The sequence below is a fragment of the Citrobacter sp. Cpo032 genome (assembly GCF_030332975.1).
GTDB classification, from domain to species: domain Bacteria; phylum Pseudomonadota; class Gammaproteobacteria; order Enterobacterales; family Enterobacteriaceae; genus Citrobacter; species Citrobacter portucalensis.
Window position 1 is genome coordinate 40,394 of sequence record NZ_JAOWGU010000034.1, and the last position, 13,925, is coordinate 54,318.

Genomic DNA, 13,925 nt, shown 5'->3' on the forward strand with positions numbered 1-13,925 from the left:
TGAGAGAAAGTCCGCAGTGACTAAGACTTTTTCCTGGTTAGCGACTGGTTTGTTGCAAATTTGTGGGCAGGTTAACAATTACTCGCGTGCCGTTGTTTGATTCGAGCGTCAGTTCACCGCCAAGGGCGCTCACCCGCTCACGCATCCCCTGGATACCGAAACCGGGAATTTTTTCTGGCAGAATACCAACGCCGTTGTCAGTGACGTCCAGAAACAAGCAATGTTCCCGCTGGCGCAGCGTAATCGACACATCGCTGGCATCGGCATGTTTACAGACGTTATTGAGTAACTCCTGCAACAGGCGATACAGCGTGAAGCGCACCGTTTCGTTTTCTGGCGTATTTTCTAGCTGATAATCAAAGCGGCAGCGAATACCCCGTTCAGCAAAAGCAAATTCATTCACCAGATGATGTAGTGCATCTTTAAAAGACAGTTCATCGAGCGCGGGGGGGCGCAGTTGGCGCAGCAACTGACGGGTGGAGTGATGAATACGCCGGGCCAGGTCGTTGATTTGATTCGCAGCATCAAGCGTTTGCTCACGACCCGGTGCGCGTTTGACCAGTTGCGACTGAATTTGAATGGCGGTGATGTTCTGACCAATTTCGTCGTGCAGTTCCCGCGCCAGGCTTTTGCGCGTGTTTTCTTCGGTGCGGATCAGCTGTTCGGTCAGCGCGCGACGCGCCGCCAATTCGGTTTCCAGACGCTGGCGATAATGGTGCAGGTTTTGCGCCAAATGCTGCTGGCGGCTGATGGCGATCCCCAGCCCTATACCCAGCAGAGCCTGGGTGGCGAGGAAAATCTCCAGCTCCAGTAAATTACTGAACCCGACACCGATTTGCCGGGCGATGGTGATCATCATACTGCCGAGCAATCCGGACAACACGCCGCCCTGCCAGCCAAATTTCCACGCCATCACCACGTTCGGTAAGAACACCACGATCAGCAACAAGCGCTCGATCTCTGGCGACAGCACCATCTGAGTACCGATGCCAATAATAAAAAACAGGCTACACCAGATGATAAGCGAAGTGCGCAGCGGGGGATTGGTGGTATCCAGCCCGAGCAGATGATAGCGGTGCTGTTGGCGCAGAAATTCATAGATCAGATAGACAAACGGCGTCAGCAACACGCCGCCGGTAAACGACGCCAGGCCAATCAGCGTTGCCGGGCTCTGGATAAACGGTGAAAGCAGGGCAGTATTGAGCAATGAGGTGAGCGTTACGGCGGCCAGCAGCAGCGTTAAGCGTTGCCAGTAAAGGGGAAAGCGGTGCCAGTATGACTGGCCGATGCTCGCTGGAATCAGGCTAATTAACGGCGCAGCCAGCAGGATATAGCCATTCAATAATTGCTCGCTGTGCAGCCAGAACAACATCAACACCGGCGGCAGTATCAGCGCGGGCCAGTAACGGCGAGAAAGCAGAATTAACAGCGCGAGATAGACGCCGTGTGGCAGAAATAGCGCCGCCTGCTGGCCGTTGTGGGTCAGGTAAAACCCCAGCGTCCACAGCATCAGCCAGCCCGATCCCCAGGCCAGCAGAATAAACAGAGAAATAACCCAATGCCGAAGGTTACGCGACATTAATGCCCCGTCAATAGTTGGTGGTCGAGGGCAAAATGCACCAGATCGATGGTGCTGTGGCATTGCAGTTTGCCCAGTACGTTCGCGCGGTGGACGTGTACTGTTTTGTGGCTAAGGTCGAGCTTAAAGGCAATTTCTTTCACGCTGTCGCCTTTGACCAATAGATCAAACACTTCGCGCTCGCGCGGGGTCAGTACCTCCAGAACCTGCGCGGGCTGCTCGCCGCCGCGTAGCGCACGCAGCGCATCGGCACACAGGTAATGTCCGCCCAAGCCCACCGAGCGTACCGCCTGCACCAGTTCTTCCGGGCCGCAGCGTTTGGTCAGGTAACCACTGGCGCCAGCGTCCAGCGCGCTTTGCACAAACGTGGGCGAGTCATAAATGCTGAGAATAATGGCGCGAAAACCGGGCTTTTGTGTCCGCAGTCGTTTTAACAGACTCAGGCCATTTTCATCCGGCATGGCGATATCCATTACCGCGACGCTGACGTCATCATGCAGAAGTGCAGGCCAGGCCTCCGCCGCGCTGCTGTACTGACCGGTAACGTTAAGATCGTCTTCGAGACTGAGTAATTGCGCAAAGCCGGAACGCACCACCACATGGTCATCCACCAGCACAACATGAATCATGATATTGCTCTCTTGCTGACAATGGCCTCTATGATGCCTGCCAGCGCCGCGCTGGCAATCATCGTGGCGCGGATATGTAACGAATGTAACAAAATCGCAATAATTTGCCGGGTGTTGTAGCGAGTGTAGGCCTGATAAGCGCAGCGCATCAGGCATTGATTGCCGGATGGCGGCGCAAGCGCCTTATCCGGCCTACGTTCCGTAATGAGCGAAATAGCTAACTATTGCCGCTTTTTTTCTAAAAACACTTTGTTCTTAGCCAGAATTTTTAATTCCTTTATCAAATTGTGCCGCAACGAAATACTGCCCCCATAACAAGACAGGGGAGCAGACAATCATGGCTATTTCATCGCGTAACGCACTTCTTGCCGCACTGGCATTCATCGCATTTCAGGCGCAGGCGGTGAACGTCACCGTTGCTTATCAGACCTCCGCCGAACCTGCCAAAGTGGCGCAGGCGGACAACACGTTTGCCAAAGAGAGCGGGGCGACCGTTGACTGGCGCAAATTCGACAGCGGGGCGAGCATCGTTCGTGCGCTGGCATCCGGTGATGTGCAGATCGGTAATCTTGGCTCCAGCCCGCTGGCGGTCGCTGCCAGTCAGCAGGTGCCTATTGAGGTTTTCCTGCTGGCATCAAAGCTCGGCAATTCTGAGGCGCTGGTGGTGAAGAAAAACATCAGTAAACCGGAAGATTTGATTGGCAAACGCATTGCCGTGCCGTTTATTTCCACCACCCATTACAGCCTGCTGGCGGCGTTGAAACATTGGGGGATTAAACCCGGCCAGGTGGAGATTGTGAACCTGCAACCACCGGCGATTATTGCCGCATGGCAGCGCGGAGATATTGATGGTGCGTATGTCTGGGCACCTGCGGTCAACGCGTTGGAAAAAGACGGAAAGGTGTTAACCGACTCCTCGCAGGTTGGCGAGTGGGGGGCACCGACGCTGGACGTGTGGGTGGTGCGCAAAGATTTTGCCGAGAAGCATCCTGAGGTGGTGAAAGCCTTTGCCAAAAGCGCTATCGATGCCCAGCAGCCTTATATCGCTAATCCTGATGAATGGCTGAAGCAGCCGGAGAATATCAGCAAACTGTCGCGTTTGAGCGGCGTACCGGAGGCGGATGTACCGGGGCTGGTGAAAGGTAACACTTACCTGACACCGCAACAGCAAACCGCTGAGCTAACCGGCCCGGTGAACAAAGCGATTATCGACACCGCGCAGTTCCTTAAAGAGCAGGGCAAAGTCCCCGCTGTCGCGACAGATTACAGCAAGTACGTGACCGATCGCTTCGTGCAATAAATATGGAGGCGATGATGCTGCAAATCTCTCATCTTGCCGCCAGCTACGGTGGAAAACCGGCGCTGGAGGATATCAACCTGACGCTCGATAGCGGTGAACTGCTGGTGGTACTCGGGCCTTCCGGTTGTGGGAAAACCACGTTGTTAAATCTGATTGCCGGGTTTGTGCCGTATCAGCATGGCAGCATCACGCTGGCGGGTAACAGGGTTGACGGTCCGGGGGCAGATCGCGGGGTCGTGTTCCAGAACGAAGGTCTGCTGCCCTGGCGTAACGTGCAGGACAACGTGGCTTTTGGTCTGCAACTGGCGGGCGTGGACAAGCAGCTGCGCCAGCGTATTGCACTGGAAATGTTGCAGAAAGTCGGACTGGAGGGCGCGGGCAAACGCTTTATCTGGCAGCTTTCCGGTGGACAACGTCAGCGTGTCGGCATTGCGCGGGCACTGGCGGCCAACCCGCAGCTGTTGCTGCTGGATGAACCTTTTGGCGCGCTCGACGCCTTTACCCGCGAGCAGATGCAAACCCTGCTGCTGAAGCTGTGGTATGAGACCGGGAAACAGGTGTTGTTGATTACCCATGATATCGAAGAAGCGGTGTTTATGGCGACAGAGCTGGTATTGCTGTCCCCAGGTCCTGGTCGGGTGCTGGAACGACTGCCGCTTAATTTTGCCCGTCGTTTTGTGGCCGGAGAGTCGAGCCGCAGCATTAAGTCCGATCCGCAGTTTATCGCCATGCGCGAGTATGTGTTAGGTCGGGTCTTTGAACAACGGGAGGCATTCTCATGAGCGTGGTGATTAATGATAAACCCCGTCGCCAGCGGGTGCTGAACTGGCGCTGGCCGTTCTCGCGGCAGATTACCTTAAGCCTTGGTACGTTGGCCGTCATTCTGGCGGTGTGGTGGACGGTGGCGGCGCTGCAGTTAATCAGTCCGCTGTTTTTACCGCCGCCGGGACAGGTTTTACAAAAGCTGATCGTCATTGCCGGGCCGCAAGGGTTTATGGATGCCACGCTGTGGCAGCATCTGGCGGCGAGTCTGACGCGTATTGTTATCGCGCTGCTGGCGGCAGTGCTGCTGGGCGTTCCGGTTGGGATCGCGATGGGGCTGAGTCCTACGATGCGCGGCATTCTCGATCCGATCATTGAACTGTATCGTCCGGTTCCTCCCCTGGCCTATTTACCGCTGATGGTCATTTGGTTTGGCATCGGTGAAACCTCCAAGATCCTGCTGATCTATCTGGCGATTTTCGCCCCTGTGGCGATGTCGGCTCTGGCGGGGGTAAAAAGTGCGCAGCAGGTGAGAATCCGGGCTGCGCAGTCGCTGGGGGCCAGCCGTGCGCAGGTGCTGTGGTTTGTGATTTTACCGGGTGCCTTGCCGGAAATTCTTACCGGGTTGCGTATTGGACTGGGCGTGGGGTGGTCGACGCTGGTGGCAGCTGAACTGATCGCTGCCACGCGAGGGTTAGGATTTATGGTGCAGTCAGCCGGTGAGTTTCTGGCAACGGATGTGGTGCTGGCAGGGATTGCGGTCATTGCCGTTATCGCATTTATTTTAGAGCTGGGTCTGCGCGCGCTTCAGCGTCGCCTGACGCCCTGGCATGGAGAAGTACAATGAGTGAACGTCTGAGCATTACCCCGCTGGGGCCGTACATTGGCGCACAAATCACTGGTGCGGATTTGACGCGTCCGCTGAGCGATAATCAGTTTGAACAGCTTTATCATGCGGTATTGCGCCACCAGGTGGTGTTTCTGCGACAGCAGGTGATTACGCCACAGCAGCAGCGCGCACTGGCGCTGCGTTTCGGCGATCTGCATATTCACCCGGTCTACCCACACGCCGAAGGGGTAGAGGAAATTATCGTACTGGATACCCATAACGATAATCCGCCGGATAACGACAACTGGCACACCGATGTCACCTTTATCGACACGCCGCCTGCCGGGGCGATTCTGGCAGCAAAAGAGCTGCCATCGGCCGGGGGAGACACTCTATGGACCAGCGGAATTGCAGCTTATGAGGCATTGTCTGAGCCGTTTCGTCAGCTGTTGAGTGGCCTGCGGGCAGAGCATGATTTCCGTAAATCATTCCAGGAATATAAATACCGCAAGACACCAGAAGAGCATCAGCGCTGGCTGGAGGCCGTCGCTAAACATCCACCGTTGCTACATCCGGTGGTGCGGACCCATCCGGTAAGCGGTAAACAGGCACTGTTTGTGAATGAGGGATTTACTACGCGAATTGTCGATGTGACGGAAAAAGAGAGCGAGGCGTTACTAAGCTTTTTATTCGCGCATATCACCAAACCGGAGTTTCAGGTGCGCTGGCGCTGGCAGCCCAACGATGTGGCGATTTGGGATAATCGCGTCACGCAACATTATGCCAATGCGGATTATCTGCCGCAGCGGCGTATTATGCACCGGGCGACGATCCTTGGGGATCAGCCTTTTTATCGGGCGGGTTGATTGTTGGTGGGGTTTTACTTATCGGGCCTGGAACTGTCGGCCCGATAAGGTGAAGTCGCCATTCGGCAACAAAGTGGTTAGCGCAGGATTTTTTTCTCAGCCAGAGCCAGTGCGAAGTAGCTGAAGATCAGATCCGCGCCAGCGCGTTTGATCGAGCCTAAGCTTTCCAGAACCACTTTCTCTTCATCTATTGCACCTGCCATCGCCGCGAATTTGATCATCGCGTATTCACCGCTGACCTGATAAGCGCCAATCGGCAGCTCGGTGCGCTCGCGGATATCACGCAGAATATCGAGATACGCGCCAGCCGGTTTGACCATCAGGCAGTCTGCGCCCTGGGCTTCATCCAGCAGCGATTCGCGAATCGCTTCACGGCGATTCATCGGGTTCATTTGATACGTTTTACGATCGCCTTTCAGCGCCGTGCCTGCGGCTTCACGGAACGGGCCGTAGAAAGAAGAGGCAAACTTGGTGGAGTAGGACATGATCGCAGTATCGGTGAAGCCCGCGGCGTCCAGCGCCTGGCGAATCGCCTGTACCTGGCCGTCCATTGCGGCGGAAGGGGCGATGAAATCTGCGCCCGCTGCTGCGGCAACGACTGCCTGTTTGCCGAGGTTGGCAAGGGTTAAATCGTTATCAACGCCGTGATCGCATAACACGCCGCAGTGACCATGCGAGGTGTATTCACAGAAACAGGTATCGGACATGACGATCATTTCTGGTACGGTCTGCTTACAGATACGCGACATGCGCGCCACCAGACCGTCTTCTTTCCAGGCATCGCTGCCGGTCTCATCGGTGTGATGAGAAATCCCGAAGGTCATGACCGAGCGGATGCCTGCATTAGCAATACGTTCGATTTCGCGCGCCAGGTGTTTCTCTGGTATGCGCATCACGCCGGGCATGGCGTCGATAGCTTTGTAATCGTCGAGTTCTTCTTCAACAAAGATCGGCAACACCAGGTCATTTAAGCTGAGTGTTGTCTCTTCAAACATAGCGCGCAGCGCAGGGGATTTGCGCAGGCGACGAGGGCGTTGGATTAGGTCTGTCATGGTATGCCTGATGTTTGTGGAATCGAAGGCCGTAGTATACCCGAACCTGAGGGCGAGAGGTTTACGAAAGTTGGCGTTATGCCGAGGTTATGGTGATGTTACCAATGCTTGGTATTATGTGTTATCTCTATTTTTGCAATTATGACTATTTTAAATAGTGATTAGTTTTATGGTGAATTTAGTTTAATTTAATTTTTAATTAAGTGACGGGATTTAACGGTATTTATTTGCTGACGTTTGATTTTTAAGTTAATCATAAGCTCAATATATTGTTTTGCCAATGCCTTTACATGTAACTGTCTAAAATAAAAATGATTTTTACGTTTGTTTTCTGTTTCGAATAATTTGCATATCTATTGTCCGTAATCGGACTTAAGCCAAAGAATAATTGAACCTTTCCTTTGTGAAACCGCATAATCTTCCCCGCGAAACATAAAATGTTTTCTTTGCATTGATAATTGATGGATCAACTATATTACGTCCCTGAGGAGGGATGACAAATGCACACTTGGAAAAAGAAACTTGTAGTATCACAATTAGCATTAGCCTGCACTTTGGCAATCACTTCTCAGGCGAATGCTTCAACTGATATCTCTGGGACCACCTACACAACGTTTGCTCATTATAATGACGCATCCTACGCGGATGGCGTCTATTATGATGGATATGTCGGTTGGAACAATTACGACACCGATAGTATTTATAACGGTGATATTTATCCGGTAATCAATAACGCCAATGTCAACGGCGTTATTTCGACTTATTATCTGGATGATGGGCTGTCTACTAACACCAATAACAACAGCCTGACGATTAAAAACAGCACCATTCACGGTATGGTGACATCCGAATGTATGACCACGGATTGTACTAACCGTACGGGTACTGACTATTACTACGATCGCCTGGCGATGAACGTCATCAATTCAACTATCGATGACAACTACGAACATTATACCTACAACGGTACGTATAATGACGCAGCTGACACACACGTTGTCGACGTTTATAACCTGGGTACGGCTATCACGCTGGATCAAGAAGTTGATCTGTCTATCTCCGCCAACTCTCATGTCGCTGGCATAACCCTGACTCAGGGTTACGAGTGGGCAGACATTGACGATAATACCGTCAGCACTGGCGTAAACAGCAGTGAAGTATTTAACAACACTATCGCTGTCAGCGATTCTACCCTGACCTCTGGTTCATGGACTGACGAAGGCACCACCGGTTGGTTTGGTAACACCAGCAATGCAAGCGACTACAGCGGGTCTTATACTGCAGACGATATTGCGTTAGCGGTTATTGCTAATCCAAATGCAGATAACGCGATGCAGACCACCGCAACGTTTAACAATTCCACACTGATGGGTGATGTGCTGTTCTCCAGCAACTTCGATGAGAACTTCTTCCCGAACGGTGCTGACACTTATCGTGATACCGATGCTGACCTGGATACCAATGGTTGGGACGGTACTGACCGTCTGGATCTGACCCTGAACAACGGCAGTAAGTGGGTCGGCGCGGCAATGTCCGTGCACCAGGTTGACACCGATGGTGACGGCGTTTATGACAGCTACGCTGCAGGCACTGAAGCCACCGCTACGCTGATCGACATCACCGCTAACAGCCTGTGGCCGGATTCAACCTACGGTATTGATAGCGACACAACTTCTTATGACGAAAATGGTCATGTAGTTGGCAACGCTGTCTACCAGAGCGGCCTGTTCAACGTCACGCTGAACGGTGCTTCACAGTGGGATACCACCAAAACTTCCCTGATTGATACCCTGAGCATCAATAGCGGTTCCGTCGTCAACGTGGGTGATTCTGAGCTGGTTGCTGACTCTATCTCTCTGACCGGTGCTTCTGCACTGAACATCAACGAAGATGGTCACGTTGCGACGGATACGCTGTCTATCGACAACAGTACTGTCACAATTGCCGATGATGTTTCTGCTGGCTGGAATGTGCTTGAAGCTGCGCTGTATGCAAACACCATTAACGTCACTAACAACGGCGTTCTGGATGTGGGTAACAGTACCGGTAATGCACTGCAGGTTGATACCCTGAACCTGACTAGCTACACCGACGCTTATAACCATGTTAACGCGGGTGTTTTCGACATCAACAGCACTGACTATGTGCTGAATGCTGATCTGACCAACGATCGCACTAACGATAAATCTCAGTCTAACTACGGTTATGGCGTGATCGCGATGAACTCTGATGGTCATCTGACTATCAACGGTAACGGCGATTCCGACACCTCAGGCGATCAGTCTGAAGTTGATAACTATGGTGACCACGTAGCGGCGGCAACTGGTAACTACAAAGTCCGCATCGACAACGCGACTGGCGCAGGTTCTGTTGCGGATTACAAGGGTAACGAGCTGGTCTACGTTAACGACGCGAACAGCACTGCGACTTTCTCTGCAGCTAACAAAGCTGACCTGGGTGCTTACACCTATCAGGCACAGCAGCAGGGTAACACCGTTGTTCTGCAGCAGATGGAACTGACAGACTACGCGAACATGGCGCTGAGCATTCCGTCTGCTAACACCAATATCTGGAACCTGGAACAAGATACCGTTGGTACTCGTCTGACTAACGCGCGTCATGGCCTGGTTGATAACGGTGGCGCATGGGTAAGCTACTTCGGTGGTAGCTTCGATGCAGATAACGGCACCATTAACTACGATCAGGATGTTAACGGCATCATGGTCGGTGTTGATTCCAAAATTGATGGTAACAACGCTAAGTGGATTGTCGGTGCTGCAGCAGGCTTCGCGAAAGGTGATATGAGCGACCGTACCGGTCAGGTGGATCAGGATAGCCAGACTGCCTATATCTACTCTTCTGCTCACTTTGCCAACAACATCTTTGTTGACGGTAACTTAAGCTACTCTCACTTCAACAACGATCTGTCTGCCAACATGAGCAACGGTGAGTATGTTGATGGCAGCACCTCATCTGACGCCTGGGGCTTTGGCTTGAAACTGGGTTATGACCTGAAGCTGGGTGATGCAGGTTACGTAACGCCATACGGCAGCGTATCCGGTCTGTTCCAGTCTGGTGATGACTATAAGCTGAGCAACGACATGAAAGTTGATAGCCAGTCTTATGACAGCATGCGTTATGAACTCGGTGTCGATGCAGGTTATACCTTCGCTTATAGCGACGACCAGGCGCTGACCCCGTACTTCAAACTGGCCTACGTTTACGACGACTCTAACAACGATTCTGACGTAAACGGCGACTCTATCGACAACGGTGTAGAAGGTTCTGCGGTACGTGTTGGACTGGGTACTCAGTTCAGCTTTACCAAAAACTTCAGCGCATACACCGATGCTAACTACCTCGGTGGTGGCGATGTTGATCAAGACTGGTCTGCAAATGTTGGTGTTAAATATACCTGGTAAGACATCTCTTGTTGTTAAAGAAAAGATAATCTAACTCAGAAAAATGCCCGTCACGGATTTGACGGGCATTTATTGCAAGGAATGCCCAAATGTTGTCTGCAAATAAACCGCTTGTGGAATTTGGTAAGCTTGATAAATGTTTGTCAAAATATGGCAAACACTTTGAGTGTGATAACGATAAAGAAATAATTTATTCCAGTGATATAAACAGTGACGATACCTTTATCATTTTAAATGGTGTAATTTCTCTGAGGCGAGGGGAGAATGTGCTGGTCGGTATTGCGCAGGCACCGTTTATTATGGGGCTTTCAGATGGTGTGATAAAAACAGATATACAATACAGATTAATCACGGAAAGCGATTGTACGGGATACCATCTACCTGCCTCGCAAACAATTAATATAATTGAAGAGTGCCAGCTTTGGCGTGAAGCTTTTTGTTGGTTGGCATGGCAAAACTCCATGCTTGAATTACGCGATCTGCAGTTGATCGGCAATAACTCCTACGATCAGATTCGCGCGACATTGATCTCTATGACGAAATGGGATGAAGCCCTTCGTTCACGCATTGGCGTTATGAACTATATTCACCAACGCACACGAATTTCACGCTCGGTTGTCGCTGAGGTTCTCGCAGCATTGCGTAAAGGCGGTTACATTGAAATGAATAAAGGCAAACTGGTGTGCATTAACCGTTTGCCTTTTGAGTATTGAATCAGGATGCAGGAATGACCTGTGGCTTGTACCCGCTCAACTCTGCAACCAGTTCGTTGATACCGTCGCTCATATTGGTAAAACGGGTCAGCGGAGAGCGCGTCACTACGACAAATGCCCCAACGTTTTGCTGTGGGATCATCGCCATATAGGTAATGAAGCCACCGCCGCCACCGGTTTTTTGAATAATTCCCGGTCTGCCATTCTTCGGCGCCATGTAGACCCAGCCCAAACCAAGCGCATCGGCTCTGCCTGGAACGTCCATTCCCACCACTTTAGTTAACTGCGTACGCTGGTAAATCAGCGTCTGCATCCGGTCGGCCTGCTGGCTACGATGATAAAAGTCAGACGAAAGATACTGCTGCATCCAGCGCATCATATCGCCAGGCGTTGAATAGACGCCGCCGCTGCCCATCGCTGCCAGCGTATTGTTACAAGGACTGGCACCTTTTTCCGCGACCATCAGGCGTCGGCACTGATCGGGAGATGGCGTAAAGGTGGTGTCTTTCATCCCCAGCGGACGGGTGATTTTTTCTTCAAACAGCTGCGGATAAGGCTTACCGGACGCGGTACCCAGCGCATCGGCCAGCAGATCAAACGCCAGGTTGGAATAAGAAGCCTGCGATCCTGGTGCGGCTTTAAGCGTAGCCGTTGAGAGATAGCTCCAGCGCTGCTCGCGGGTTGGCCAGACAAACACCGGGCGCTTGGCCGCGCCGCCTGGCTGTTCGCGCGGCAGTGCGCTGGTATGTGTCGCCAGATTCACCAGCGTAATTGGTGTTCCTTGATAAGTGGGTACGCGTGCGCCAGGAGGTGCATATTTACTCAATGGATCGTTGAGTTTGACCGTGCCCTGATCGAGTAATTTCACCAGCATTTCGCTGGTCATTAATTTGGTAATTGAGGCAATGCGGATTACGGAATCCAGTTGCGGGTGAACATTATTGCCGGGGCGTGTTTCACCAAAACTGCGAAATACACGCTGATTACCATCAATCACCACGAGCGCCATCCCCGTAGCACCACTGCCGTAAAATATATGGTCGGCATAACGATCAACGATATCAGAGGCGAAGACCGGATCGGTTATAGGCTGTGCCGCCTGGACAGATGTCAATGACGCCGCACACAGCGCGGCAGAAAAAAGCAGACTACGTTTCAACGGTGGTGTCCATGAGTTAGAGAAAGTGAAAAAGGATGTCGTGCGTATGCGTATTTATACTACTCATCGGCGTATTGCAAAGCGCTTATCAACCAATGATAGTGGGAAAAACGTAACGATGAGTAAACACAGGAGTTTCCTGGATTGCGGATGTTCGCTTTTGTGATCTCACGCTGTGATAATCTGCACATACTGGAACGTTGTCGAGTGTGAAAACCACAGAAACAATTCTTCATAACCGAGGTGCGAACTAAGTGCCTCGGTTTTGGTCACAATTGTCGGTTTCAGCTTGTGTTTTTGGGCGTAAGCCGTCTGGCCTCCGCACTCTACGGTGGCAAATGCACAGCAGTCGTCATAACGATAAGAAGTTAGCAGGAGAGCACTATGTTTAAGTCTTTTTTCCCAAAGCCGGGGCCGTTCTTTATTTCGGCATTTATTTGGGCACTGGTCGCTGTTGTATTCTGGCAAGCAGGTGGGGGAGCCTGGGTTGCACATATTACCGGCGCGTCGGGAGACGTACCTATTAGCGCAGCGCGTTTTTGGTCGTTGGATTACCTGATTTTTTATGCGTACTACATTCTTTGTGTCGGGGTGTTCGCGCTGTTCTGGTTTCTCTACAGTCCACACCGCTGGCAGTACTGGTCTATTCTGGGCACATCGCTGATTATTTTTGTGACCTGGTTTCTGGTTGAAGTCGGCGTCGCCGTCAACGCCTGGTATGCGCCATTTTATGACCTGATTCAAACTGCGCTCAGCGCACCACACAAGGTGAAGATTGAGCAGTTCTATCATGAAGTGGGCATTTTTCTCGGTATTGCGCTGATAGCCGTAGTCATTGGCGTGATGAACAACTTCTTCGTCAGCCACTATGTGTTCCGCTGGCGTACCGCGATGAACGAACACTATATGGCGCATTGGCAGCATTTGCGTCACATCGAAGGTGCAGCACAGCGTGTACAGGAAGACACCATGCGTTTTGCTTCTACGCTGGAAGATATGGGCGTCAGCTTTATCAACGCGATTATGACGCTGATTGCCTTCCTGCCTGTACTGGTAACGCTCTCTGCCCATGTTCCTGACCTGCCGATTGTTGGACATGTGCCTTATGGCCTGGTGATTGCCGCGATTGTCTGGTCGCTGATGGGAACCGGTTTACTGGCCGTGGTCGGGATAAAACTTCCCGGGCTGGAGTTTAAAAACCAGCGCGTGGAAGCGGCCTATCGTAAAGAATTGGTCTATGGCGAAGATGATGGCAACCGTGCGACGCCACCGACGGTGCGTGAACTGTTCCATGCGGTACGGCAAAACTACTTCCGTCTCTATTTTCACTATATGTACTTCAATATTGCCCGTATTCTTTACCTGCAGGTTGATAACGTTTTCGGCTTGTTCCTGCTGTTTCCGTCGATTGTTGCCGGTACGATTACGCTCGGCCTGATGACGCAAATCACTAACGTGTTTGGCCAGGTGCGCGGCTCGTTCCAGTATCTGATTAACTCCTGGACAACGTTAGTAGAACTGATGTCTATTTATAAGCGTCTGCGCAGCTTTGAACGAGAGCTTGATGGTCAGGATATTCAGGAAGTTACCCATACGCTGAGTTAATAATAAGGA

11 protein-coding genes are annotated in these 13,925 nt (G+C 51.8%); 7 read left to right on the forward strand and 4 right to left on the reverse strand.

Features of this window, described 5'->3' with window-relative positions; translation table 11 throughout:
- Window positions 1-37 precede the first annotated feature (37 nt).
- Both OGY33_RS02230 and OGY33_RS02235 read right to left on the reverse strand, forming a co-directional pair.
- Window positions 38-1,579, reverse strand: a complete 1,542-nt coding sequence (locus tag OGY33_RS02230) for an MASE1 domain-containing sensor histidine kinase (protein WP_048214816.1) — start codon at window positions 1,577-1,579, stop codon at window positions 38-40.
- Complete coding sequence (locus OGY33_RS02235; protein WP_048214815.1) at window positions 1,579-2,208, reverse strand: response regulator transcription factor; 630 nt, start codon at window positions 2,206-2,208, stop codon at window positions 1,579-1,581. Before OGY33_RS02235 ends, OGY33_RS02230 begins: the two co-directional genes overlap by 1 nt.
- A 337-nt stretch (window positions 2,209-2,545) precedes the next feature.
- On the opposite strand from OGY33_RS02235, the gene tauA reads away from it, so the two are divergent.
- Genes tauA through tauD form a run of 4 tightly spaced genes read left to right on the forward strand, consistent with a single transcriptional unit; the run spans window position 2,546 to window position 5,965 of the window.
- On the forward strand, window positions 2,546-3,508 hold the full coding sequence (gene tauA / locus OGY33_RS02240) for a taurine ABC transporter substrate-binding protein (RefSeq protein WP_191238819.1): 963 nt from the start codon (window positions 2,546-2,548) through the stop codon (window positions 3,506-3,508).
- A gap of 14 nt (window positions 3,509-3,522) precedes the next feature.
- On the forward strand, window positions 3,523-4,290 hold the full coding sequence (gene tauB / locus OGY33_RS02245; RefSeq protein WP_048214814.1) for a taurine ABC transporter ATP-binding subunit: 768 nt from the start codon (window positions 3,523-3,525) through the stop codon (window positions 4,288-4,290).
- The gene (gene tauC / locus OGY33_RS02250; protein WP_048214813.1) at window positions 4,287-5,117 is read left to right on the forward strand and encodes a taurine ABC transporter permease TauC; all 831 of its coding nucleotides are present in this window, start codon (window positions 4,287-4,289) and stop codon (window positions 5,115-5,117) included. The genes tauB and tauC overlap by 4 nt, the downstream gene beginning before the upstream one ends.
- Window positions 5,114-5,965, forward strand: a complete 852-nt coding sequence (gene tauD, locus OGY33_RS02255) for a taurine dioxygenase (protein WP_048214812.1) — start codon at window positions 5,114-5,116, stop codon at window positions 5,963-5,965. Before tauC ends, tauD begins: the two co-directional genes overlap by 4 nt.
- Before the next feature lie 77 nt (window positions 5,966-6,042).
- Here the strand turns inward: tauD and hemB are convergent, their stop codons facing one another.
- A complete protein-coding gene (gene hemB / locus OGY33_RS02260) occupies window positions 6,043-7,017 on the reverse strand; it encodes a porphobilinogen synthase (protein ID WP_149607788.1) in 975 nt (324 codons plus the stop codon).
- A gap of 500 nt (window positions 7,018-7,517) precedes the next feature.
- On the opposite strand from hemB, the gene ehaB reads away from it, so the two are divergent.
- On the forward strand, window positions 7,518-10,439 hold the full coding sequence (ehaB, locus tag OGY33_RS02265) for an autotransporter adhesin EhaB (RefSeq protein ID WP_149607787.1): 2,922 nt from the start codon (window positions 7,518-7,520) through the stop codon (window positions 10,437-10,439).
- A gap of 89 nt (window positions 10,440-10,528) precedes the next feature.
- Complete coding sequence (gene iprA / locus OGY33_RS02270) at window positions 10,529-11,152, forward strand: hydrogen peroxide resistance inhibitor IprA (protein ID WP_003830944.1); 624 nt, start codon at window positions 10,529-10,531, stop codon at window positions 11,150-11,152.
- Between the two features lies 1 nt (window position 11,153).
- Here iprA and ampH read toward each other — a convergent pair whose 3' ends face one another.
- Window positions 11,154-12,311: a D-alanyl-D-alanine-carboxypeptidase/endopeptidase AmpH gene (ampH, locus tag OGY33_RS02275; RefSeq protein WP_003830945.1), complete on the reverse strand. Its 1,158-nt coding sequence runs from the start codon at window positions 12,309-12,311 to the stop codon at window positions 11,154-11,156.
- A gap of 384 nt (window positions 12,312-12,695) precedes the next feature.
- On the opposite strand from ampH, the gene sbmA reads away from it, so the two are divergent.
- Complete coding sequence (gene sbmA / locus OGY33_RS02280) at window positions 12,696-13,916, forward strand: peptide antibiotic transporter SbmA (protein WP_003021430.1); 1,221 nt, start codon at window positions 12,696-12,698, stop codon at window positions 13,914-13,916.
- Window positions 13,917-13,925 lie beyond the last annotated feature (9 nt).